The sequence below is a fragment of the Actinomadura sp. 3N508 genome (genome assembly GCF_044326375.1).
Taxonomy (GTDB): domain Bacteria; phylum Actinomycetota; class Actinomycetes; order Streptosporangiales; family Streptosporangiaceae; genus Spirillospora.
Map to the genome: position 1 here is coordinate 579093 of NZ_JBIRAX010000003.1, position 22255 is coordinate 601347.

Annotated in this window: 21 protein-coding genes; 5 read left to right on the plus strand and 16 right to left on the minus strand. The window is 72.9% G+C overall.

Going from position 1 to position 22255, the window contains the following annotated elements; all coding sequences use genetic code 11:
• The first annotated feature begins 150 nt into the window (after window positions 1-150).
• From ACH34S_RS14005 to ACH34S_RS14015, 3 genes are all read left to right on the plus strand, one after another.
• The gene (locus tag ACH34S_RS14005) at window positions 151-519 is read left to right on the plus strand and encodes a chorismate mutase (protein WP_395952998.1); all 369 of its coding nucleotides are present in this window, start codon (window positions 151-153) and stop codon (window positions 517-519) included.
• 73 nt (window positions 520-592) lie between these two features.
• Window positions 593-1309, plus strand: coding sequence for an AzlC family ABC transporter permease (locus ACH34S_RS14010; protein ID WP_395952999.1), 717 nt, complete (start codon window positions 593-595; stop codon window positions 1307-1309).
• Window positions 1306-1617 (plus strand): AzlD domain-containing protein, encoded by a 312-nt coding sequence (locus ACH34S_RS14015; protein WP_395953000.1) that lies wholly within the window; start codon window positions 1306-1308, stop codon window positions 1615-1617. Before ACH34S_RS14010 ends, ACH34S_RS14015 begins: the two co-directional genes overlap by 4 nt.
• Window positions 1618-1621: 4 nt before the next feature.
• Here ACH34S_RS14015 and ACH34S_RS14020 read toward each other — a convergent pair whose 3' ends face one another.
• The 3 genes from ACH34S_RS14020 to ACH34S_RS14030 all read right to left on the minus strand — a co-directional run bounded on the left by ACH34S_RS14020 (window position 1622) and on the right by ACH34S_RS14030 (window position 3590).
• Window positions 1622-2554: an RluA family pseudouridine synthase gene (locus ACH34S_RS14020; RefSeq protein ID WP_395953001.1), complete on the minus strand. Its 933-nt coding sequence runs from the start codon at window positions 2552-2554 to the stop codon at window positions 1622-1624.
• A complete protein-coding gene (gene lspA, locus ACH34S_RS14025) occupies window positions 2554-3141 on the minus strand; it encodes a signal peptidase II (protein ID WP_395953002.1) in 588 nt (195 codons plus the stop codon). Before lspA ends, ACH34S_RS14020 begins: the two co-directional genes overlap by 1 nt.
• A gap of 68 nt (window positions 3142-3209) precedes the next feature.
• Entirely contained in the window at window positions 3210-3590 is a 381-nt protein-coding gene (locus ACH34S_RS14030; RefSeq protein ID WP_395953332.1) for a TraR/DksA family transcriptional regulator, read from the minus strand.
• 734 nt (window positions 3591-4324) lie between these two features.
• Here ACH34S_RS14030 and ileS point away from each other — a divergent pair.
• Both ileS and ACH34S_RS14040 read left to right on the plus strand, forming a co-directional pair.
• Window positions 4325-7504, plus strand: coding sequence for an isoleucine--tRNA ligase (ileS, locus tag ACH34S_RS14035; RefSeq protein ID WP_395953003.1), 3180 nt, complete (start codon window positions 4325-4327; stop codon window positions 7502-7504).
• Window positions 7505-7631: 127 nt separating this feature from the next.
• A complete protein-coding gene (locus ACH34S_RS14040; protein WP_395953333.1) occupies window positions 7632-8234 on the plus strand; it encodes a DUF1707 domain-containing protein in 603 nt (200 codons plus the stop codon).
• Window positions 8235-8258: 24 nt separating this feature from the next.
• Here ACH34S_RS14040 and ACH34S_RS14045 read toward each other — a convergent pair whose 3' ends face one another.
• The 13 genes from ACH34S_RS14045 to mraY form a co-directional block, all read right to left on the minus strand.
• Window positions 8259-9533: a hypothetical protein gene (locus ACH34S_RS14045; RefSeq protein ID WP_395953004.1), complete on the minus strand. Its 1275-nt coding sequence runs from the start codon at window positions 9531-9533 to the stop codon at window positions 8259-8261.
• 136 nt (window positions 9534-9669) lie between these two features.
• Window positions 9670-10584, minus strand: a complete 915-nt coding sequence (locus ACH34S_RS14050) for a DivIVA domain-containing protein (protein WP_395953005.1) — start codon at window positions 10582-10584, stop codon at window positions 9670-9672.
• Between the two features lie 49 nt (window positions 10585-10633).
• On the minus strand, window positions 10634-10918 hold the full coding sequence (locus ACH34S_RS14055; protein ID WP_395953006.1) for a YggT family protein: 285 nt from the start codon (window positions 10916-10918) through the stop codon (window positions 10634-10636).
• A 36-nt stretch (window positions 10919-10954) separates the two neighbouring features.
• Window positions 10955-11491, minus strand: a complete 537-nt coding sequence (locus ACH34S_RS14060) for a cell division protein SepF (protein ID WP_131963304.1) — start codon at window positions 11489-11491, stop codon at window positions 10955-10957.
• Between the two features lie 174 nt (window positions 11492-11665).
• Window positions 11666-12388, minus strand: coding sequence for a YggS family pyridoxal phosphate-dependent enzyme (locus tag ACH34S_RS14065; protein WP_395953007.1), 723 nt, complete (start codon window positions 12386-12388; stop codon window positions 11666-11668).
• On the minus strand, window positions 12385-13113 hold the full coding sequence (pgeF, locus tag ACH34S_RS14070; protein WP_395953008.1) for a peptidoglycan editing factor PgeF: 729 nt from the start codon (window positions 13111-13113) through the stop codon (window positions 12385-12387). Before pgeF ends, ACH34S_RS14065 begins: the two co-directional genes overlap by 4 nt.
• On the minus strand, window positions 13110-14591 hold the full coding sequence (gene ftsZ, locus ACH34S_RS14075; protein ID WP_395953009.1) for a cell division protein FtsZ: 1482 nt from the start codon (window positions 14589-14591) through the stop codon (window positions 13110-13112). Before ftsZ ends, pgeF begins: the two co-directional genes overlap by 4 nt.
• Before the next feature lie 452 nt (window positions 14592-15043).
• Window positions 15044-15790 (minus strand): cell division protein FtsQ/DivIB, encoded by a 747-nt coding sequence (locus ACH34S_RS14080; RefSeq protein WP_395953010.1) that lies wholly within the window; start codon window positions 15788-15790, stop codon window positions 15044-15046.
• An 83-nt stretch (window positions 15791-15873) separates the two neighbouring features.
• Window positions 15874-17292 (minus strand): UDP-N-acetylmuramate--L-alanine ligase, encoded by a 1419-nt coding sequence (gene murC / locus ACH34S_RS14085; protein WP_395953011.1) that lies wholly within the window; start codon window positions 17290-17292, stop codon window positions 15874-15876.
• The gene (gene murG, locus ACH34S_RS14090) at window positions 17289-18383 is read right to left on the minus strand and encodes an undecaprenyldiphospho-muramoylpentapeptide beta-N-acetylglucosaminyltransferase (RefSeq protein WP_395953012.1); all 1095 of its coding nucleotides are present in this window, start codon (window positions 18381-18383) and stop codon (window positions 17289-17291) included. The genes murC and murG overlap by 4 nt, the downstream gene beginning before the upstream one ends.
• A gap of 39 nt (window positions 18384-18422) precedes the next feature.
• The gene (gene ftsW / locus ACH34S_RS14095; RefSeq protein ID WP_395953013.1) at window positions 18423-19676 is read right to left on the minus strand and encodes a putative lipid II flippase FtsW; all 1254 of its coding nucleotides are present in this window, start codon (window positions 19674-19676) and stop codon (window positions 18423-18425) included.
• A complete protein-coding gene (gene murD, locus ACH34S_RS14100; RefSeq protein WP_395953014.1) occupies window positions 19673-21097 on the minus strand; it encodes a UDP-N-acetylmuramoyl-L-alanine--D-glutamate ligase in 1425 nt (474 codons plus the stop codon). The genes ftsW and murD overlap by 4 nt, the downstream gene beginning before the upstream one ends.
• Before the next feature lie 50 nt (window positions 21098-21147).
• Window positions 21148-22209, minus strand: coding sequence for a phospho-N-acetylmuramoyl-pentapeptide-transferase (mraY, locus tag ACH34S_RS14105; RefSeq protein WP_395953015.1), 1062 nt, complete (start codon window positions 22207-22209; stop codon window positions 21148-21150).
• Window positions 22210-22255 lie beyond the last annotated feature (46 nt).

Genomic DNA, 22255 nt, shown 5'->3' on the forward strand with positions numbered 1-22255 from the left:
CCGGGTGAGCCGGCCGCCGCTGCGACCTGAGCGACGACCCCGGAGCCGGCAAGGCAGAGCCCAGCATCGGGCTCTGCCTTTTCTGTTGACCAGAGCGGCCCGGGCACGGATCCCCTTGCGCGAACGGCCGCCGCAGGAGAGGGAACCGACATGCACGACCAGGTCATCGACCCCGTGGAGGGCGCCGCGGCCTGCCCGGCCTGTGGCCGGGCGGGGAACGGCGGCGAGCTGCGCGTGGCGCTGCCGTCCGCCGGGGACATCGCCACGCTCGGCGAGGCCAGGGCCGCGATCGACGGGCTCGACGCCGCCCTCGCCGCCCTCCTTGAGCACCGCGCCGCGGTCGCGGCCGCCGTCCAGCGGCTCAAGCCGGTCGGCGGCTTCGCCGGGCGCGACCCGGCGCGCGAGCGGCAGATCGTCGAGGCGATGGCGGTGCACGCGCCGTCCCTCGGGCCCGACCGGCTCGCCCGCATCATGACCGCGGTCATCGAGGCCGGCCTCGACGCCGCCGAGAACCGGTGACCGCCGGGCCCCGCGGCGAGGGGTGCAAGAACGTTCAAGATTGCGGGGCGCGCCCGTCCCTAACGTGGACGCCATGAGCGTCACCGAGACCGAGACCGGGGAGGTGGGCGCGCCCGACGAGGGCGCGCGGAAGTCCGCCGCCGTGCGGGACGGGCTGGGCGTCGGCATCGCCGTCGGCATGTCGGGGCTCGCGTTCGGGGCGGCGGCCGTCACGGCCGGGCTGAGCATCGCGCAGGCGTGCGTGCTGAGCCTGCTGGCGTTCACGGGCGCGTCCCAGTTCGCGCTCGCCGGGGTGATCGGCGGGGGCGGCGGGCTGGTCGCCGGGTCGCTGGGCGCGGTGCTGCTCGGCGGGCGCAACGCCCTGTACGGGATGCGGCTCGCGCACACGCTGCGCGTGCGGGGCTGGCGGCGCCTCCTCACGGCGCACGCCGTCATCGACGAGACCACCGCCGTCGCCACCGCGCAGCAGGGGCGGGCGGCGGCCCGCGCGGGCTTCTACACCACCGCGATCAGCCTCTACCTGGCCTGGAACGCCACCACGCTGCTGGGCGCGGCCGGGGCCGCCCGGCTCGGCGACCCGGAGGACATCGGGCTGGACGTCCTCGGCCCGGCCGCGTTCCTGGCGCTGCTGTGGCCGCGGCTGACCGCCGGCCGGACCGAGGTGCGGGTCGCGCTGCTCGCGGCGGCGATCGCGCTCGCGGCGACGCCGCTGCTGCCGCCCGGCGTGCCGGTCATGCTGGCCGCCGTCGCCGCCCTGCCCGCCCTGATCAGGAGGACCGAGAACCCGTGAACGCCTGGATCGCGGTGATCGCCACCGGGCTCGGCTGCTACGCGCTGAAGCTCGGCGGGCTCGTCACCCCGCAGCGGGTCCTGGACGACCCGCGGGTGCGCCGGTTCACCGAGCTCGTCCCGGTGGCGCTGCTGACCGCGCTGATCGCCGTCCAGGCGCTCGCCGACGGCAAGGCGCTGGAGTTCGACGCCGCCCGCATGGCGGGCCTGGGCGCGGCCGTCGCCGCGCTCCTGCTGCGCGCGCCGTTCCTCGTGGTGCTGGTCGTCGCCGCGGGCGTCGCGGCCGGGCTGCGCCTGGCCGGCCTCTGACCGGCTACGACTCCGCCTGGACGATCTCCAGGGCGGCGGCGAGGTCGTCGGGGTAGGGACTCTCGAACTGCACATACTCGCCGGTGCCCGGGTGCTCGAACCCGAGCCGGGCGGCGTGCAGCCACTGCCGCCGCAGCCCGAGGCGCGCCGACAGCGTCGGATCGGCCCCGTACAGCAGGTCGCCGACGCACGGATGGCGGATCGCCGACATGTGCACCCGGATCTGGTGGGTGCGGCCCGTCTCCAGGTCGATGTCGAGCAGCGTCGCGGCGCGGAACGCCTCGACGGTGTCGTAGTGCGTCACCGACGGCCTGCCGCCCGCCACGACCGCGAACCGGCCGTCGCCGGAGGGGTGCCGGTCGATGGGCGCGTCGACCGTCCCGCGGAACGGGTCGGGGTGGCCCTGCACGAGCGCCTGGTAGCGCTTGTCGACGCGGCGTTCCTTGAACGCGCGCTTGAGGCGCGAGTACGCGGTCTCGCTCTTGGCCACGACCATCGCGCCGGTGGTGTTGGCGTCCAGCCGGTGCACGATCCCCTGCCGCTCGGACGCGCCGCTGGTCGCGATCGTGTGCCCGGCCCCGAGCAGCCCGCCGAGGACGGTCGGGCCCGTCCAGCCGGTGGTGGGGTGGGCGGCGACGCCGATCGGCTTGTTCACCACGACGATGTCGTCGTCCTCGTAGAGGACGGCCATCCCGGGGACCGGCTCGGCGACCGGCGCGGGCGGTGCGGGCGGCGGCGGCAGCGTCACCTCAAGCCAGGCGCCCGCGTGCAGCCGCTCGGACTTGGTCGCCACCGCGGCCCCGTCGAGCAGGACGTCACCGGCGGCGATGATGTCGGCGGCGCTGCCCCGCGACAGGCCGAACAGCCGCGCCAGCGCCGCGTCGACCCGCTCGCCTTCGAGACCGTCCGGGACGTGGAGGCTCCGCACGTCCCCCATCACGACTTCTCCTCCGAGGCCGGGGCATCGCTGGTCTCGGGCTCGGGCTCGGGTGCCGGTTCGGCCTCGGCTTCGGCCTTGGGTTCGGGCTTCGGCTCCGGCTCCGGGGCGGTGTCGTCCTTGCCGGTGAGGCGCGTCCCGTCGACCTGGAGGCCGCGCGCCGCCAGCAGGACGGCCAGGACGCCCCCGCAGACGATCGCCGAGTCGGCGAAGTTGAACACCGGGAAGTTCGGTACCTGGATCCAGTCGACGACATGGCCCTTCAGCGGCGCGGGCTCGCGCAGCATCCGGTCGATGAGGTTGCCGACCGCGCCGCCGAGCAGCAGGCCCAGGCAGATCGCCCAGGGCACGCTCCGCAGGTTGCGGGCGGTGCGCAGGATCGCCACCACCACGCCGCAGGCGATCAGGGTGAAGACGATCGTGTAGCCGGTGCCGATCGAGAACGCGGCGCCGCTGTTGCGGGTCTCGCGCAGCGTCAGCAGGCCGCCGAGCAGCCGGATCGGCTCCTCGTCCTTGAGCGTCGCCACCACGATGATCTTGGACACGATGTCGGCGGTGAGCGCGGTCAGCGCCACGGCGATCAGCACGCCGACGCGGCGCGGCCGAGGAGATCCCGTGGATTCCTCGGCCCCGCCCTCTGGGTTCGTTGAGTCGCTCAGCGACGTTCCTCGCGTTGTTTGCATGTCACACACAGGGTCGCACGCGGGAAGACCTGGAGGCGTGCCTTGCCGATCGGCAGGGCGCACGACTCGCAGATCCCGTACGTGCCGGTGTCCATCCGCTGGACGGCCCGCTCGATCTGAGCGAGCAGATCCTGAGAATTGTAGGACAGCGCCAGCTCGTGCTCGCGCTCGTAGGTCTTGGCGCCCGCGTCGGCCTGGTCGTCACCGGCGCCGTCGCTGGAATCGCCCTCCGCGATCTGGCTCGCGGACGCCGCGATCTCGGTGCGCAGCGCCTGGATCTGCTCCTGCAGCCCGGCCCTGACCTCGGCGAGCTCGGCGGCCGTCCACTGGTGCTCCCCCTCGCGGACCGGCAGCTCCGCCGGCGTCGCCGGGCTCCGCCCCGCGGGCGTCCCCGGCTTGCCCGCCTTCGCGGGACCGCGCCGGGCGGGCGCCGCGGGCTTGGTCGCCGGGCTCTTGGCGGCGGGCTTCTTCGCCGCCGCCGGCCTCGGCCCCCGCGTCGTCTTTCCGGCAGGCGGTTCCTGAACAGGTCGTGCGGCCTTCTTCGCGCCGGCCATGTCGGCCCCCCTCGCGCTGATCGCCTCGACGGGCAGTGCGGGCAGCATAAGTCCCCTTTCTCGGGCGCGGCAAACAGCCTGGGCTGCGTTACCGACCGCTTATGCCCGGTCGCCGATCGCCCGGAAACCCCAGCCCTGCGCACGAGATCGCAAAGGAACGGCACGCCGCCCGCCGGGACCCGGACGGCGCGAAATCGGGAAGAGGAACGCGGCCCGCGTGCGTTAAGGTCGGGATGAGCAGTCACATCGGCAGGCGCTGATGGGGACACCTGCCGCCGCATGCGGCCATGAGCGACCCGGGGACGGTGCGAGCCCGGGGGCGAGCGCGGCGGTCTGATCACCCCGGAGCCTCCGGAAGAACCGTCCGGGACGGCATGTTGCTCCGTCCGCGGGCCAAGTAGAACCGGTTGCCGAGACTCGAACGAAGCGGACCGTGCCCCTGCGGCACGGTCAAGGAGGGTGGTACCGCGGGGCGTTCGCCTCGTCCCTCCGGTCAACGTCGTCACGTCACACGTCGTTTCCGGAGGTCCGCCGTGAGCCGAGGATTTCGGCCCCTGCCCGCGCAGGTCGATCTGCCCGCCCTGGAGCGGGACATGCTGCGCCGCTGGCAGGAGAACAAGGTTTTCGAGCGGTCGCTGGAGCAGACCGCGTCCGGTCCCCGGTGGGTGTTCTACGAGGGCCCGCCGACGGCGAACGGCATGCCGGGCGTCCACCACGTCGAGGCGCGCGTCTTCAAGGACGTCTTCCCGCGCTTCAAGACGATGAAGGGCTTCCACGTCCCGCGCAAGGCGGGCTGGGACTGCCACGGGCTGCCCGTCGAGGTCGCCGTGGAGAAGGAGCTCGGGCTCACCGGCAAGAAGGACATCGAGGAGTACGGCGTCGCGGAGTTCAACGACCGCTGCCGTGAGTCGGTCCTGCGCCATGTGGACGCGTTCGAGGAAATGACCGAGCGCATGGGCTACTGGGTCAACACCGACCAGGCGTACCGGACGATGGACCCCGAGTACGTCGAGGCGGTCTGGTGGTCCCTGAAGCAGGTGTTCGGCAAGGGCCTGCTGTTCCGCGACTTCCGCATCACGCCGTACTGCCCGCGCTGCGGCACGGGCCTGTCCGACCACGAGCTCGGGCAGCCCGGCGGGTACGAGGAGGTCACCAGCCCGTCGGTGTACGTGCGGATGCCGGTCACCTCCGGCCCGCTCGCCGACCTGGACGCCGCGCTGCTGATCTGGACGACGACGCCCTGGACGCTCGTCTCCAACACCGCCGTCGCCGTCCACCCCGACGTCACCTACGTCGCGGCCCGCCCGGCGGGCTCCGACGAGGTCCTCGTCGTGGCCGAGCCGCTCCTCGCGCAGGTCCTCGGCGACGACGCGGAACGGCTCGCCACCTACCAGGGCACCGACCTCGAACGCACCACCTACCGGCGGCCGTTCGACCTGGTCGACATCCCGGACGCGCACTACGTCGTCCTGGGCGACTACGTGACCGTCGAGGACGGCACCGGGCTCGTCCACCAGGCGCCCGCGTTCGGCGGCGACGACATGGCCGTCTGCAAGCGCTACGGCATGCCGATCGTCAACCCCATCGGCCCGGACGGCCGCTTCCTGCGCGAGGTCCCGCTGGTCGGCAACAAGTTCTTCAAGGACGCCGACGAGCCCCTCACCGACGACCTGCGCGCGCGCGGGCTGCTGTTCCGCGGCGGGCACTTCGACCACAGCTACCCGCACTGCTGGCGCTGCCACACCCCGCTGCTCTACTACGCGCTCCCCGCCTGGTACATCCGGACCACCCAGATCAAAGACCGGCTGCTGGAGGAGAACGAGAACACCAACTGGTACCCCGAGACGGTCAAGCACGGCCGGTACGGGGAGTGGCTGCGCAACAACGTCGACTGGTCGCTGTCCCGCAGCCGCTACTGGGGCACGCCCCTCCCCCTGTGGGTCTGCACAGAGAACGAGGAGCACGTCACCTGCGTCGGCTCCCTCAAGGAACTGGGCGACCTCGCCGGCAAGGACATGTCAGGGCTCGACCCACACCGTCCTTATGTCGACGACGTCACGTTCCCCTGCCCGCACTGCGAGGCGGAGGCGCGCCGCGTCCCCGACGTCATCGACGCCTGGTACGACTCCGGGTCGATGCCGTTCGCGCAGTGGGGCGCCCCCCACCGCAACAACGAGGTCTTCGAGAACTCCTACCCCGCGCAGTACATCTGCGAAGCCCAGGACCAGACCCGCGGCTGGTTCTACTCCCTCATGGCCGTCGGGACGCTCGTGTTCGACAGGTCGTCCTACGAGAACGTCGTGTGCCTCGGGCTGATCCTCGCCGAGGACGGCCGCAAGATGAGCAAGCACCTCGGCAACGTCCTGCGGCCCATCCCGCTGATGGACGAGCACGGCGCCGACGCGCTGCGCTGGTTCATGGCCGCCAACGGGCTGCCCTGGGCGTCCCGCCGCGTCGGGCACGGCGCGCTGGAGGAGATCGTCCGGAAGGTGCTCCTCACCTACTGGCACACCGCGTCGTTCTTCGTCCTGTACTCGAACGCGGCCAAGGAGCAGGGCCGCGCCTGGACGCCCGACCGCCGCGCCGAGGCGCCCGCCCCGGCCGACCGTCCCCTCCTGGACCGGTGGGCGCTCGCCGAGCTGCACCGCACCGTCGGCGAGGTCGACGCCGCGCTGGAGGAGTACGACACCGCCCGCGCCGGACGCGTCCTCGCGCAGTTCGTCGACGACCTGTCCAACTGGTACGTGCGCCGGTCCCGCCGCCGCTTCTGGGAGGGCCCGGAGACCCCGGACGGCTCGTCCGCCTTCGCGACCCTCTACGAGTGCCTGGAGACCCTCACCCGGCTGATGGCGCCGATGGTCCCGTTCGTCACCGACCACGTGTGGGACGTCATCCGCCCCGGCGACGGCCCCGAGTCGGTGCACCTCGCCGCCTGGCCGGCCGTCGACGAGGACCTGCTCGACGACACCCTGACCGCGCAGATGGCGCTCGTCCGCCGGCTGGTCGAGCTGGGCCGCTCCGCCCGCGCCGCCAGCAGCGTCCGGACCCGCCAGCCGCTCGGCCGCGCCCTGGTCGGCGCCGCCGGGTGGGCGGCGCTGCCCGAGCAGCTCCGCGCGCAGATCTCCGAGGAGCTGAACGTCCTCGGGTTCGAGGAGCTGTCGTCCATCGGCGGCGACCTGGTCGAATACGAGGTGAAGCCGAACTTCCGCGAGCTGGGCAAGCGCTACGCCAAGGACACCCCGAAGGTCGCCAAGGCCATCACGTCCGCGGACGCCGCGGAGCTCGTCCACGCGCTCCGCGCAGGCACCGCCGAGGTGACGGCCGCCGACCTGGGCACGATCCCGCTCGCCCCGGACGACGTGATCGTCACCGAGCGCCCCCGCAGCGGCTGGGCGGTGGAGAGCGCCGCCGGGGAGACCGTCGCGCTGGACCTCACGGTCACGCCCGAGCTGCGCCGCGCGGGCCTGGTCCGCGAGGCCGTCCGGCTCGTCCAGGACGGCCGCAAGACCGCGGGCCTGGAGGTCACCGACCGCATCGAGCTGTGGTGGCAGGCCACCGGCACCGACCTCGCCGAGGCGCTGCGCGCCCACACCGGCGAGGTGGCCGCCGAGGTCCTGGCCACCACGGTCACCGAAGGCCGCCCGGACGACCTCAAGGCCACCCACGACGAGGACCTCGGTCTCACCTACTACCTGCGCAAGGCCCGCCCCTAGGGCCCCGCGGCCGCCGGTTCCGGTCCAGGGGGTCGTCCCCCTGGACCGGCGCTGCAATGATTAAGGGGTGAATCTTCCCGAGAAGCCCTCCGAGGCCGGAGTTCCCGCGGAGCCGCAGACCGCGCGCATGCGGGCGTCGGACGCCGATCGCGACGAGGTCGCCGACCGCCTGCGCGAGGCTCTGGCGGAGGGACGCATCACGCCGGAGGAGCACGCCGAGCGCATCGACCTGGTGTACAAGGCGAAGACCTACGCCGAGCTGGAGCCCGTCCTCAGCGACCTGCCGACGGAGCGGGCGCCGCGGCCGCGGGTGGAGCTGCGCAAGAACGAGCAGGCCCTGGCGCCGCCTCCGGCGCAGTCGCCCAACCTCGTGGCGATCTTCAGCGGGGTGGAGCGGAAGGGCCGCTGGCTGGCCGAGCCGACGACGAACATCACCTGCGTGTTCGGCGGCGCGGACCTGGACTTCCGGCAGGCCGTGCTCAGCCAGAGCGAGGTGACCGTCAACGTCACCTGCGTGTTCGGCGGCGTGAACCTCGTGGTGCCGCCGGGGGTGCGGGTCATCGGCTCCACCACGGCGATCTTCGGCGGGAACGACCTGCCGGACGACGACACCACGGACCCGGCCGCGCCGGTGATCCGGCTGACGGGAACGCTGCTGTTCGGCGGCGTCTCGGTCAAGCGGAAGGCGGTCGACGCGAAGGCGATCGACAAGAAGGACCGCGACCGCTGACCGCTGTGCGGGCGGGCCGGGTGCTCAGTCCCGGGCGTGCTCGCGGTCGGGCTGGCAGACGAGGCAGGGTGTGCAGCCCCTGGCCTTCGCCTCGGTGCGGGGCAGCGACTCCAGGTCGTCGGCCTCGTCGCCGATGTCCTCGATGAGGGCGCAGTCCATGCGGTGATACCGCTTGGTGCCGCTCAGGATGCGGACCTGCGGGCCCGCGTCGCCGGACTCGTCCTCTGCCGCGGCGGCGGACGGCTCGGACGGCGCCTCGGCCCCGGACGAGCGCTCTTCGGTACGACGCTCTTCGGTACGGGGTGCGAGCGGGTCTTCGGCGAGGGTGCCGCGCGGTTCCGCGGGTGCGGCGAGCGGCACGGATTCGCTCTCGGCGGGCCGGTCGGAGGAGGAGGAGTCCTCCGGCTCAGGCCTGCGCGGCGCGGCCTTCTCCGCGGGCCTCGCGGCCTGTTCGGGCGCGAACGGACCCGTGACGGGCATGTCAGTGAGGGTCGGGCCCGCCGGGCTCGGGGCCGGCGGCTCCGGCTCGCGCGCGACGGGCTTGTCCGTCCGCGGGATCTCGGCGGTCTTGTCGAACGACGCCGGTGCGGAGTGAGAGGCGGACGCGGGCTGTGCGGGCTTGGACGGTGCCGGTTGGGCGAGCCCGGCCAGGCCGCTCTCGGAGCGTTCCGCGCCGGGCCGTGGAGGAGCGGAGGCCCCCGCCGCCTTGCTCGCGTCGGGAGACGCGGTACCCGACGCCGCGGCGCGCGCCGCCAGTGCGGTGTCGGGCATGCAGGCGGTACAGGGGCTGAACCCCTCCTCCTTGGCCTCGGCGTAGGTGAGCTCCTCGGTCTCGCGTCCGGCGAGCTGGCGGCAGGTGTCGAGGTGGTAGCGCTTGCGCCCGCGGACGACGAACACCAGCGCGTCGCCGGGGACGTCCACCTGCGGGGTGGGAAAGGCCACCTCGTCGTCGACCGGGCCCATCGGCGCGGTCGCCTCGGGGCCGGGGCCCTTGACGGGCGCGGCCGGCATGGGGGGCGGCCCTGCCTTCGGGCGCTTGCCCTGCCTGCCCTGCTTCGGTTGCCTGCTCTGGCGAGGGGGTGCCAGCGCGGCACCAGGGGGCCCGAAGAGTTCCTTACGGCGCAGGAACACCCCGATGGCCAGGCACAGTGCGGACACGATGCTGACGGCGATCGAGATGTAGGTGACCCACAGGGCGTCCAGGTTGAAGACCTCGGCGCTGTCCCCGTTGCTGGCCACGATCCCCGCCACCAGCAGGGCGATCGCCACCACCACGAGAACGCCACTCAGGATGATCACTGGGTCTCTCCCACTCGTTCAGAGCGCTCGGCTTCCCGCCGGTCCGGCCACCGCCGGACTCCCCGCGCCGCCGGGACGGCGGCGCTGCCGTCCTCGGCGCGGCGATCGGGAAGACACTATCGCCCGGCGTCCGGCGTCAGCGCCTGTCGTGCGGCGGGTTGTCGCCGCCCGAGTGGAACGCGCCGGTCGCGGAGTGCTGCACCTGCTGGGCGTGCTCGGGGGGCGTCGGGAACGGGCCCGCGGGGGCGGAGCCGCCGGCGGTGCCGTTGCGGTTCTCGCTGTGCGGGAGGGCGTTCTGCGGCCCGGCCTGGGGAGAGGTCTGCGACGGGGCGGGTGCGGCACCCGGGACGGCGGCGAACGCGCCCGTCTCGGTGCTGCCTGCCTCCAGGTCGCGCAGCTGCCCCTCCAGGTAGACCTTCAGGCGGCTGCGGTACTCGCGCTCGAACGCGCGCAGGTTGTCGACCTCGCGCTCGAGCTCCTCGCGCTGCTGCACGAGCGAGCCCATGACCTGGCGGTGCCGCTCCTGGGCGTCGCGGTCGAGGGCCTCGGCGCGCGAGCGGGCCTCGCTGACGATCTGGTCGGCCTGCCGGCGGGCCTTGCCGAGGATCTCCTCGGCCTCGCGGCGGGCGCGGCCGAGCGTCTCGTCGGCCTCCCGGCGGGCGTCGGCGATCGCCTGGTCGGCGGTCTGCTGCGCGAGCGCGAGCACGCGCGCGGCGGTGTCCATGTTGTCCTCGCCGGTGGGGGCGGAGGACATGCCGAGGCCGCCGAGGACGGGCTCCGGCTCGGGCTGCTGCTGCGGCTCGGGGCGGGGAGGCTCGGGGATCTTCTGAACGTCGGGCTTCGGCTCCACGATGGGGGCGGCCATGGCGGGAACCTTGCCGCGCAGGCACTCGGCGAGCTTGGCCCGCAGTTCCTCGTTCTCCTGGATGAGGCGGTCCAGTTCGGCCTCGACCTCGTCGAGGAAGGCGTCCACCTCCTCCTCGTCGTACCCCGGCCTCAGCCTGGTGGTACTGAACTGCTTGTTCCGCACGTCGGCGGGTGTCAGCGGCATGTTCGTCTCCTTGGCGCGCTTGGAGTCTGTCCGAAAGGACGGTATCCGATCAGAGCCTCTGCACGAAGATGATCAAGACCCAGACCACAAGGATGAGCACGGTGAAGCTGAGGTCAAGCGCCACGTTACCCAGTCGTATGGGCGGGATGAAGCGCCTCAGGAATTTCAGCGGCGGATCGGTGATGGTGTAGGTCGCCTCAGCGATCACCAGGACCACACCGGTGGGCTTCCACTGCCGGGCGAACGACTGCAGGACCTCCAGGATCAACCTCCCGATCAGGAACAGGAGGAAGAAGTAGAGGACGGCCTGCAGCACGGTTCCAACGACGCTCACGAGTACTCTCGCATCCCACTCTCACGCATGTGACTCTCAGCTCTGGTTGAAGAACCCACGTTCTGCCATCCGGGCCTTGTCCTCAGCCGTCACCTCCACGTTGGCGGGCGACAGCAGGAACACCTTGTTGGTAACACGCTCGATGCTCCCATGGAGGCCGAACACCAGACCTGCCGCGAAGTCGACCAGACGTTTCGCGTCACTGTCGACCATCTCGGTCAGGTTCATGATGACCGGGGTGCCCTCCCTGAAGTGTTCCCCGATGGTCCTCGCTTCGTTGTAGGTCCTTGGGTGCAGCGTAGTGATACGCGCAAGGTCGGTGGTACCGGACTCGTAGAGCGCCACGGAGCGTCGCTCGATGGTGGACGTGGCGTGATGGTCGCGTTCGCGGTCCGCGGCGTCTTCCGCTCGGGTAAGCTGTCCGCCGGATTCGTCCTCACGACGACGGGCCTGCCCGGTGTCGGTGTCCTCGTCGTAGGCGTCGTACTCGTCGTAGTCGCCGTACTTGTCGTCGTAGCGATCGTCCTCCACAAGGCCGAGGTAGACCGCCATCTTGCGCATCGCGCTGGCCATACGCCCCTCCGTGTCCTGTGGCAGCGGCTCCGGGCGCGTCCGGCACCGCGGTGGACTGAACAGTTTCATCCGGCCTGTTCGCACCGGCGTGAACTATGCGGACCGGCCGAGGATGAAAACTGTTCACTTGATCCTTCGTGTCGTCCGCGTAAGGCGGGCGTCACTGGGGGGACATTACCTGACGATTGCCCGTCGGCCGCCGAGCAACGCCGTACCGACCCGCAGGTGTGTCGCGCCGCACGCGATCGCCTGTTCCAGATCGCCGCTCATACCCGCAGAGACGATCCGGGCGTCCGGATGGTTCCCCCGCACATCCGCCGCGATTCGTTCAAGGCGGGCGAAAGCGGGCGCCGGGTCCGCGCCGAGCGGCGCGACGGCCATCACGCCGCCGAGCTCCAGGCCGGAGGCCGCGGCGATCTCGCCGGCGATCCGCGGCACGTCGCCCGGGGACGCGCCGCCCCTTCCTTCTGCTTCGTCCAGCGAGACCTGGACGAGGCAGCGCAGCGTGCGCTCCGCGCGGACGGCGGCGTCCGACAGCGCGGACACCAGCCTGGACCGGTCCACCGAGTGGACGACATCGGCGTAGCCCGCCACGGCGCGGGCCTTGTTGGTCTGCAGGTTTCCGACGAAATGCCAGGTGAGCGGGAGGTCGGCGCACTCGGCGGCCTTCGGCCGGGCCTCCTGGTCGCGGTTCTCGCCGACGTCGGTGAGCCCGAGCCCGGCCAGCAGCCGCACGTCGGACGCCGGAAACGTCTTCGTGACGGCGATCAGGGTGAGCTCGTTCTCGTCGCGTCCGGCGGCGGCGCAGGCGGCGGCGATGCGGGCGCGGACGGTGGCGATGCCCTCGGCGATCTCGGCGCGCCGCCCGGCGGCCGCCAAGTCCTGCTCGTTGGTCACGCGTCTTCCTTGAGCCAGACGAATCCGGCGAAGCGGCCGGTGCGGCCGTCGCGGCGGTAAGAGAAGAGGCCTCGGTCTTCGATGGTGCAGCGCGGGTCGATGTGCACGCCGGCGACGCCGCCCTCGGCGAGCTGCTCGGCGATGCCCGCGCGGATGTCGAGGCCGGGCGTGCCCTTGGCCGTCGTCGCGTACGCGGCGGGGACGGCGGCGGCGACCTCGTCGCGCATCTCGGCGGGGACCTCGTAGCAGCGGCCGCACGCGGCGGGGCCGATCGCCGCGGTCGTCCTGGCCGGGTCGGCGCCGCGCTCGCACATCGACTTCAGCAGGGCCGGGACGATTCCGGCGGCCGTGCCGGGGCGGCCGGAGTGGGCGGCGCCGACGATCCCGGCGACGGGGTCGGCGAGCAGGACGGGCGCGCAGTCGGCGACGAGGACGCCGAGGGCGAGGCCGGGGACGGTCGTGACGATCGCGTCGACCGGGCCCGGCAGATCGGGGGAGGTCACGAACGCGACGTCGGCGCCGTGCACCTGCCGCATCCAGACGGTACGGGCGGGGTCGACGCCGAGCGCGGTGGCGGCGCGCCGCCGGTTCTCCTGGACGGTGGCGGGGTCGTCGCCGACCGCGCCGCCCAGGTTCAGGGAGTCGAGGGGGGCGGTGCTCACGCCGCCGGCGCGGCCGGTGAAGGCGGCGCCGACGCCGTCGCCCAGGGCGACGGCGGTGATCACTTCTCCTTCAGGAAGTCCGGGACGTCGAGGTCGTCGTCCTCTTCGAACACGACGCGGCGGCGGCGCTGCGCGGACGCGGCGGGGCCGCCGTCGTTCTCGCCCGCGTGCACGCGGGACGGAGTCTGCTCGGACGCGGCGCGCGGCGCGGGCGTGCGCGAGCCGCCCTCGGTGCCGGAGGTGTCGCGGTCGGCGGGCGGGCCGGTCTGCGAAGGCGAGGTGTTCTCCTGGCGCGCGGGCTCGTCGCGTCCGGCGGAGCGCTCCTCCGGTGCGGGCGCGGGCGCCTGCGGCGCCGCCGCCTGCGGACGCTCGTGCTGCGGCGGCGCGGACGGCTGCGGCGCGGCGGCGGCCTGGGCGACCGACTGCTGCTGGCGCGGCGCGGGCTGTTGCGCCGCGTCGGACCGGCCGACGCGGCTCGGGATCGGGTTGGCCTGCGGCGCGGTCGGCGTCGCCGGGGTGGACACGGGCGTCGGCGCGGGACGCGGCGGCGGAGGAAGCCGCTTGGTCTCCGGCTCCGGGGTCGGCTTTTCGGGCCGTCCCTCGTCGAACCCGGCGGCGATCACCGTGACGCGGACCTCGTCGCCGAGCGCGTCGTCGATGACCGCGCCGAAGATGATGTTGGCGTCGGGCGCCGCGGCGTTGGACACCAGCTGCGCCGCCTCGTTGATCTCGAACAGGCCGAGGTCGGAGCCGCCGGAGATGGACAGCAGCACGCCGTGCGCGCCGTCGATGCTGGCCTCCAGCAGCGGGCTGGAGATCGCCATCTCGGCCGCCGCGACCGAGCGGTCGTCGCCGCGCGCGGAGCCGATGCCCATCAGCGCCGACCCGGCGCCGGACATGACGGACTTGACGTCGGCGAAGTCGAGGTTGATGAGGCCGGGCGTGGTGATCAGGTCGGTGATGCCCTGCACACCGGAGAGGAGCACCTGGTCGGCGGCCTTGAACGCGTCCAGCACGCTGACCTGCCGGTCGGAGATCGACAGCAGCCGGTCGTTGGGGATGACGATGAGGGTGTCGACCTCGTCGCGCAGCGTCTCGATGCCGGCCTCGGCCTGCATGGCGCGGCGCTTGCCCTCGAAGCTGAACGGGCGGGTGACCACGCCGATCGTCAGGGCGCCGAGCGAGCGCGCGATGTTGGCGACCACGGGCGCCCCGCCGGTGCCGGTGCCGCCGCCCTCTCCGGCGGTGACGAACACCATGTCGGCGCCCTTGAGGACCTCTTCGATCTCCTCACGGTGGTCTTCGGCGGCCTTGCGGCCGACGTCGGGGTTGGCGCCGGCGCCGAGGCCCCGGGTGAGCTCGCGGCCCACGTCAAGTTTCACGTCGGCGTCACTCATCAGCAGCGCCTGGGCGTCCGTGTTGATCGCGATGAACTCGACGCCCTTGAGTCCCTCTTCGATCATCCGGTTGACGGCGTTGACGCCGCCGCCGCCGATGCCGACGACCTTGATGACCGCGAGGTAGTTCTGCGGTGCTGCCACGACGAGGGGCCTTTCCGCTCTCTCCGACCGCCCGCCCCGGTCTGCCGACCGTGCCGCCGCGGTATTCCTGATCCTTAGTGCACTTCTGGGAACGAGCCCCGGGCCGGCCACCGGTCGCGATGACCGGTCCGCCCCGAACCCTCACCCTCAACTTGAGGCTTACACTTATGTCAACCTGAGGACTGATACGGACAGTAGGGCGGCCTTACCGCCAGGGTCAACTAACCTCCCGGCGTGTCGCACTGGGCACGCGTTTGTCCAGGTTGTCGAAGGACATCTGCCTCTGGTCAAGCACATCGTGAGTCCCATCGGTCGGTGCCCGCCGACCCGGCCGATCCGGGACGACCGTTCCAGCGTGCCCCATCGGACGGCGGGAATCGCCGCGACACACGCACCGGACCCGAACGACCGCGCACATCGCCCCTGATCCCGGGTCACTCCATCGGTCCGGGTCACTTCGTCTTGAGGATCTCGGGCGAGCCGACGTCGACGGTGCGGACGGAGCGTCCCGCCGCCGTGCGCCACAGCGCGTCCAGGAGCCGGATCTTCTCTGCTGCCCGTTCTGCGGCGCCCCATTCCACCATCTGCCCGCCGTTCATGTGGAGCGTGACCGCGTCGGGCGCGGTGGCCTCGATCTCGGTCAGCCTCCCGCGCATGCGATCGGGCAGGTCGGACAGGACGGTGAGCGCCGCGAGGGTCGCCTTGTCGGACGGCCCGGGCGAGGCGACCGTCAGCGTCGGCAGCCCGGACGGCCGGGTGTCGCCGTCCGCGACGACGACGCCGTGCCGGTCGATCCGGTGGAAGCGCCCGCCGCGCTCGAACACCGCCATCGGCGCCCGTTCACGGACGACGATACGGACCGTCCCCGGCCAGTGCCGCCGCACCTCTGCGGACTCGACCTCCCTGAGCCGCTCCACCCGGTCGCCGATCGCGCCGGTCCCGAGCCGCGCCATCGGCGTGCCGAGGTCGACCCCGGCCGCGGCGACGACCCGCTCGTTGGTCGCCAGCGCGGTGCCCGTCACCTCGACGTGCCGCACGACCAGCAGCCGCGAGCCGAGAAGTACCCAGGTCACGGCGCCGAGCGCGCCGAGCAGCAGCAGGGCGACGAAGACGACCTTCCAGCGGTTCGGCCGGGCGCGCTGCTCCGCCGCCGGGTCCGCGTCCGCCGCCGCGGGCCGGCTCGTCCCCGTCTCGGTCATGGGCCCAGCTTGGCAGCGATCGGGCCGAGCGCCGCCGAACCCGCGGGCTGCGGCGTGTCACCCGGGCCGGTTCCGTCCGCCCGCTAACGCGCGAGGCGTTCCAGGATGAGGGGGCCGAGCTGCGTCACGTCTCCGGCGCCGAGGGTGAGGACGACGTCGCCTGGCCGGGCGAGGGACGCCGCGACGCCGGGCACCTCGTCCCGGACGGGCACGTACACCGAGCGGGTCGCGGCCGGGACGGCGTCGGCGATCAGCGCGCCCGTGACACCGGGCTCCGGGTCTTCCCTGGCGCCGTAGACGTCGAGGACGACGGCGATGTCGGCGCGGCCGAGCGCCGCGCCGAACTCGGCGGCGAAGAACCGGGTGCGGCTGTACAGGTGGGGCTGGAACACCGCGACGATCCGGCCGCCCTCGCCCTTCTGGCCGAGGTAGTCGCGGGTGGCCTCCAGGTCGGCGGACAGCTCGGTCGGGTGGTGGGCGTAGCTGTCGAACACCTCGACACCGCCCGTTTCGCCCTTGCGCTCCAGCCGCCGCATCGACCCGGTGAACGACGCGAGCCCGTCCCGCACGACGTCGAAGCCGTGGCCGAGGAGCCGCGCGACCGCGACGGCGGCGGTGGCGTTGTGCGCGTAGTGCCGTCCGGGCACCTCGAGGCGCACCTCGCCCAGGCCCTCGATCGCGAAGCTGGAGCCGAGGCCGCGGGGGGTGAAGCCGGTGATGCGCAGGTCGGCGTCGCCGGACTCGCCGTAGGTGAGCACGGTCAGGCCGCGCTCGCGGGCGGCTTCGGCCAGCTCGCGGGCGACGGGGTCGTCGGCCCCGGCGACGAGGGCGCCGTCCGGCACGACGCGTCCGGTGAACTCGGCGAAGTTCTCCTTGACCTTCTCGAACGCGCCGTAGTTGTCGAGGTGGTCGGGCTCCACGTTGGTCACGACGGCGATGTGCGGGGTGTAGCGCAGGAAGGAGCCGTCGCTCTCGTCGGCCTCCGCGACGAACACGTCGCCGGTGCCCTCGTCGGCGCCGAGGCCGGTGGTGACGAGCTGCCCGCCGATGCAGTAGGACGGGTCGGCGCCCGCGTGCTGCAGCGCGACGGTGAGCATCGAGGTCGTCGTCGTCTTGCCGTGGGTGCCCGCCACCGCGATGGCGCGCCGCCCGGCCATCAGCGCGGCCAGCGCCTCCGAGCGGTGCAGGACGCGCAGGCCCCGCTCGCGCGCGGCGACCAGCTCCGGGTTCGTCTCGCGGATGGCGGTGGACACCACGACCGTGTCGGCGTCGCCGACGTGCGCGGCGTCGTGCCCGACGAATACCTTCGCGCCGAGGTCGCCGAGCTGGGTGAGCAGCTCGGAGTCGCGCGCGTCGCTGCCGGACACGGCGAGGCCGCGGCGCAGCATGATGCGGGCGACGCCGGACATCCCGGCGCCGCCGATCGCGATGAAGTGGACCCGGCCGAGGTCGCCGGCGGGCACGACTCCGGGCACGGCTCCGGGCGGATCGCTCGGGCTCATCGGCCGGCGCCCGCCGAGTGGACGACGTCGTACACCATCTTCGCGAGCGCGACGTCGGCGTCGCGGCGGCCCATCGTCCCGGCGGCCTCCGACATGTGCGCGACGCGGGCCGGGTCGGCCAGCACCGGCAGCAGGTGCCGCGCGATCCAGTCGGGCGACAGCTCGGCGTTGTCGACGAGCAGCCCGCCGCCCGCCGCGACGATCGGCTCGGCGTTCAGCCGCTGCTCGCCGTTCCCGATCGGGAGCGGCACGTACACCGCGGGCAGCGCGACCGCGGCGAGCTCCGCGCAGGTCATCGCGCCCGCGCGGCACATGGCCATGTCGGCGGCGGCGTAGGCGAGGTCCATCCGGTCACAGTACGGGATCGTCACGTACTGCGGCCCGCCCGACGCGGGCTCGGGCTCCTCGGTGTTCTTCGGCCCGACGATGTGCAGCACCTGGATGCCCGCCTGCCGGAAGTACGGCGCGGCGGCGACGGCGGCCTGGTTCAGGGACCGGGCGCCCTGCGACCCGCCGAAGATCAGCAGGGTCGGCAGGTCGGGCAGGAGGCCGAAGTAGGAGCGGGCCTTGTCGCCGGTCGCGAGCCGGTCGAGCGTGGCGATCTCGCGGCGCAGCGGGATGCCGACGAACGTCGGGTTCGGCAGCGGCGAGTCGGCGTGCGAGACCGCGACGTGCTCGGTGAAGCGGGCGCCGAGCTTGTTGGCGAGCCCGGGCTTGGGGTTGGCCTCGTGGACGATGATCGGGACCTTGCGCTTGCGCGCGGCCAGGTAGCCGGGGGTCGCGACGTAGCCGCCGAACCCGACCAGGATGTCGGCCTGCGCCTGGTCGAGGACGGACGCCGCCGCGTTGATCGCGCCGCGCAGCCGGCCGGGCACCGTCAGCAGCCGCGGGGTCAGCGTGCGCGGCAGCGGCACCGGGGGGATCAGCGCAAGCTCGTAGCCCCGCTGCGGGACGAGCCGGGTCTCCAGGCCCCGTTCCGTGCCGAGGCAGACGATCCCTACGTTCGGGTCACCCCGGCGCAGCGCGTCCGCGAGAGCCAGGGCGGGCTCGATGTGTCCGGCGGTGCCGCCGCCGGCCAGGACAACCCTCATGCTCGTTGACATCTCCTCAGCGTGTTCGGAAGGGGGAATTCAACGCCGTGCCAGACCCAGCCAGCTTAGAGCCCTCACGACCGGTCCGGGGCCCCGTGCGGAGAGTGCTTGCCGCGCACCGGGCTCGCGTTTCGCGAACGCGAGCAGCATCCCGAGCGCGAACAGGCTCGGGATGAGCGCCGAGCCGCCGTAGGAGACCAGCGGCAGCGGGATTCCGGTGATGGGCAGGACGCCGATCACGGCGCCGATGTTCACGATGGCCTGCACGACGAGCCACGCCGTGGTGGAGGCGGCGGCGAGCCGGGTGAACGGGTCGTGCACGCGCCGCGCGATCCGCAGGCCCGCGTAGGCGAGCAGGCCGAACAGCCCGAGGACGACGAGGGTGCCGACGAGCCCGAACTCCTCCCCCACGATCGCGAAGATGAAGTCGGTCTCGGCGTGCGGCAGGTAGTCCCATTTGGCGCGTCCCTCGCCGAGACCGGTGCCGAACAGGCCGCCGGACCCGAGCGCGAACAGGCCCTGGGTGCCCTGGTAGTTGGTGGTGAGCCTGTTGCCGGACGGGTCGAGGAACCCGGTGACCCGTCCCATCCGGTACGGCTCGACGACGATGAGGATCGACACCAGCAGGCACACGAGCCCGGCGATGCCGACGAACAGCCGTCCGGGGGCGCCGACGACCCACAGCAGCCCCAGGAAGATGGTGAGGAGCACGAGTGTGGTGCCGAGGTCGCTGCCCAGCATGACCAGCAGGACGAGCAGGCCCGCGCCCGGCATCAGCGGGACGAGCAGCGGCCGCCATTCGGTGAGCTGGCCGAGCCGGTCCTTGCGGGCCAGCAGGTCGGCGCCCCACAGCACGAGCGCGAGCTTGGCGAGCTCGGACGGCTGGATCTGCACCGGCCCGAGGTCGACCCAGCGGGTGGCGCCGCCCGCGCTGCGGCCGAGCCCGGGGACCAGCACCATCGCCAGCGCGACGATCGACAGCAGCAGCAGCGGGTAGGCCAGTGCCCGGAACGTCTTCACCGGCAGGCGCGACGCCAGCCACATGCCGGGCAGCCCGATCGCCATCCACATGGCCTGCTTCTGGAAGAGCGTGTAGGCGGACCCGGTCGCCTGGAGCTGCTTGACGCTGGAGGCCGACAGCACCATCGTCAGCCCGAGCGCGAGCAGCATCACCGAGCAGCCCAGCACCAGGTAGTAGGACGTGAGGGGACGGTCGAGCAGCCCGACGGCGGCGACCACCTGCTCCCGCGGCCCCGAGCGCCGCCCGCGCTCCTCCTCGGCCGCGGCGGTCACGACTCCCCGGCGGCGGCGTCCCCGGGGGCGCCTGCGGCGAGGCGCTCGACGGCGGCGATGAACGCGTCACCGCGGGCCGGGTAGTTGGCGAACATGTCGAAGGACGCCCCGACGGGGGCGAGCAGCACGGTGTCGCCGGGGCGGGCGAGGGAGGCGGCTTCGTTGACGACGCGGTCCATCGCCCCAGTGTCGGTGTCGGAGACGTCCACGACAGGGACATCCGGGGCGTGTCGCGCGAGCGCCTCGGCGAGGCGGTGCCGGTCGCGGCCGATGAGCACGGCGCCGCGCAGCCGCCCGGCGCAGGTGCGGACCAGGTCGTCGACGTCGAGGCCCTTGAGGAGGCCGCCCGCGATCCACACGACGGGCTCGAACGCGTTGAGGGACGCGGCGGCGGCGTGCGGCTGGGTCGCCTTGGAGTCGTTGACGTAGGTGACGCCGGCGACGTCCGCGACGTGCTGGATGCGGTGCGGTTCGGGCACGAACGCGCGCAGCCCGTCCCGGACGGCCTCGGGCGGCGCCCCGAACGCGCGGGCGAGGCCCGCGGCGGCCAGCGCGTTCGCGACGTTGTGCGGCGCGAACGGACGGACGTCGCCGAGCGCGGCCAGCTCCGCCGCCTCGCCCGCGTGCTCGGTGAACGCGCGGTCGACCAGCAGTTCCTCGACGACGCCGAGCTCGCCGGGACGCGGCACCTGGAGCGTGAAGCCGACCCGGCGCGCCACGCCCTCGGCGCGTTCGGCGAGGGCCGTGGACGTCGCGTCGTCGGCGTTGTGGACGGCGACGCATCCCGGCGTGAAGATCTTGGCCTTGGCGGCGATGTAGGCGTCCATGGAGCCGTGCCAGTCGAGATGGTCGGGCGCGACGTTCAGGATCGCCGACGCGTGCGGCGCGAGCGAGGTCGACCAGTGCAGCTGGTAGCTCGACAGCTCCACGGCGAGGACGTCGTAGGGCTCGGACACGGCCTCGACGATCGGCGTGCCCACGTTGCCCACCGCGAGGGCCTTGTACCCGGCGGCGGTGAGCATGCAGGCCAGCATCCGTACGACGGTGGTCTTGCCGTCGGTCCCGGTGATGGCCAGCCACGGCGCGGCGTTCTCCGGGCGCAGCCGCCACGCCAGCTCGACCTCGCCGATGATCTCGATCCCGGCCGCGGCGGCCGCGGCGAGCAGCGGCACGTCCGGGCTCCAGCCCGGCGAGGTCACCACGAGGTCGGTCCCGGCGGGGAGGGTCTCCCCGTCGCCGAGCCGCACCGCGACCCCGCGCGCTTCCAGCTCGGCGGCGTGCCCGCGCTGCTCGTCGCCGTCGCGGGCGTCCACGACGGTGACGCGGGCGCCATGGGACGCGAGCACGCGAGCGGCGGCGCGCCCCGACACACCCAGCCCGGCGACGCACACGCTCCGCCCGCCCCAGGGCACTTCACTCATTCGTGCTTCCTGCGGGGGGACGACCCCCCGCACCCCCCGGTTCGCTCCGCTCATTCCTTCGGCATCCATTCCAAGTAGAACAGGCCAATGCCGATCGCCACGAACAGCGCGGACATCAGCCAGAAGCGCACGACGATCGTCGTCTCCGCCCAGCCGGACAGCTCGAAGTGGTGCTGCAGCGGCGCCATCTTGAACACGCGCTTCTTCGTCATCTTGAACCCGCCCACCTGGATGATCACCGAGAGCGTGATCATCACGATCAGCCCGCAGAGGATGGCGAGCAGGAACTGGGTGCGGGTGAGGATCGCGAGGCCGACCAGGACGCCGCCGAGGGCCAGCGAGCCGGTGTCGCCCATGAAGATCTTCGCGGGCGGCGCGTTCCACCACAGGAAGCCGAACACGCCGCCGAGCACGGCCGCGGCGACGACCGCGAGGTCGAGGGGGTCGCGGACGCTGTAGCAGTTCGGAGCGAGGGCGAAGTCGGTGCAGCTGTTGCGGAGCTGCCAGTTCCCGATGATGACGTAGGCGGCCAGCACCATCCCGGCGGGGCCCGCCGCGAGGCCGTCGAGGCCGTCGGTCAGGTTGACGCCGTTGGACATGGCCGCGATGAGCAGCAGCGCCCACACCACGAACAGGTACGGGCCGATCGAGGGGCCGAAGTCGCGCAGGAAGGACAGGTGGGGGGCCGCGGGGGTGATGTCGTAGCCGTTGGGGAAGCTGAGCGACCCGACGGCGAACACGACGCCGACGAGCACGATGCCGATCATCTTGGCGCCGCTGCGCAGGCCGAGGCTGCGCTGCTTGAACACCTTGATGTAGTCGTCCACGAACCCGACGGCGCCGAGGCCGGCCATCAGGAAGAGGACGAGGATGCCGGAGATCGTCGGCTCGGTGCCGGTGAACAGGTGCGCGGCGGCGTAGCCGACGAGCGAGCCGACGATGAAGACCGTCCCGCCCATCTGGGGGGTGCCGCGCTTGCTGGCGTGCGCCTCCGGGCCGTCGTCCCGGATCATCTGGCCGTAGCCGAGCCGGTTCATGATCCGGATCCAGACGGGGGTGCCGACCATGACGAAGATCAGCGCGACCCCGGCCGCGATGATGATGTTGGTCATCGGGCCCCGCCTTTCTGGGGGGCGCCCCCCAGACCCCCGGGACGGA

What these genes read in the sequence shown, in the direction of transcription:
- murD (WP_395953014.1), bottom strand. Translation starts at nt 21,097, where the DNA reads ATGAGTGAAGTGCCCTGGGGCGGGCGGAGCGTGTGCGTCGCCGGGCTG.
- mraY (WP_395953015.1), bottom strand. Translation starts at nt 22,209, where the DNA reads ATGACCAACATCATCATCGCGGCCGGGGTCGCGCTGATCTTCGTCATG.
- ACH34S_RS14080 (WP_395953010.1), bottom strand. Translation starts at nt 15,790, where the DNA reads ATGACCGAGACGGGGACGAGCCGGCCCGCGGCGGCGGACGCGGACCCG.
- ACH34S_RS14040 (WP_395953333.1), top strand. Translation starts at nt 7,632, where the DNA reads ATGCGGGCGTCGGACGCCGATCGCGACGAGGTCGCCGACCGCCTGCGC.
- murC (WP_395953011.1), bottom strand. Translation starts at nt 17,292, where the DNA reads ATGAGCCCGAGCGATCCGCCCGGAGCCGTGCCCGGAGTCGTGCCCGCC.
- ACH34S_RS14020 (WP_395953001.1), bottom strand. Translation starts at nt 2,554, where the DNA reads ATGGGGGACGTGCGGAGCCTCCACGTCCCGGACGGTCTCGAAGGCGAG.
- ACH34S_RS14005 (WP_395952998.1), top strand. Translation starts at nt 151, where the DNA reads ATGCACGACCAGGTCATCGACCCCGTGGAGGGCGCCGCGGCCTGCCCG.
- ACH34S_RS14010 (WP_395952999.1), top strand. Translation starts at nt 593, where the DNA reads ATGAGCGTCACCGAGACCGAGACCGGGGAGGTGGGCGCGCCCGACGAG.
- ACH34S_RS14060 (WP_131963304.1), bottom strand. Translation starts at nt 11,491, where the DNA reads ATGGCCAGCGCGATGCGCAAGATGGCGGTCTACCTCGGCCTTGTGGAG.
- murG (WP_395953012.1), bottom strand. Translation starts at nt 18,383, where the DNA reads ATGAGGGTTGTCCTGGCCGGCGGCGGCACCGCCGGACACATCGAGCCC.
- ACH34S_RS14050 (WP_395953005.1), bottom strand. Translation starts at nt 10,584, where the DNA reads ATGCCGCTGACACCCGCCGACGTGCGGAACAAGCAGTTCAGTACCACC.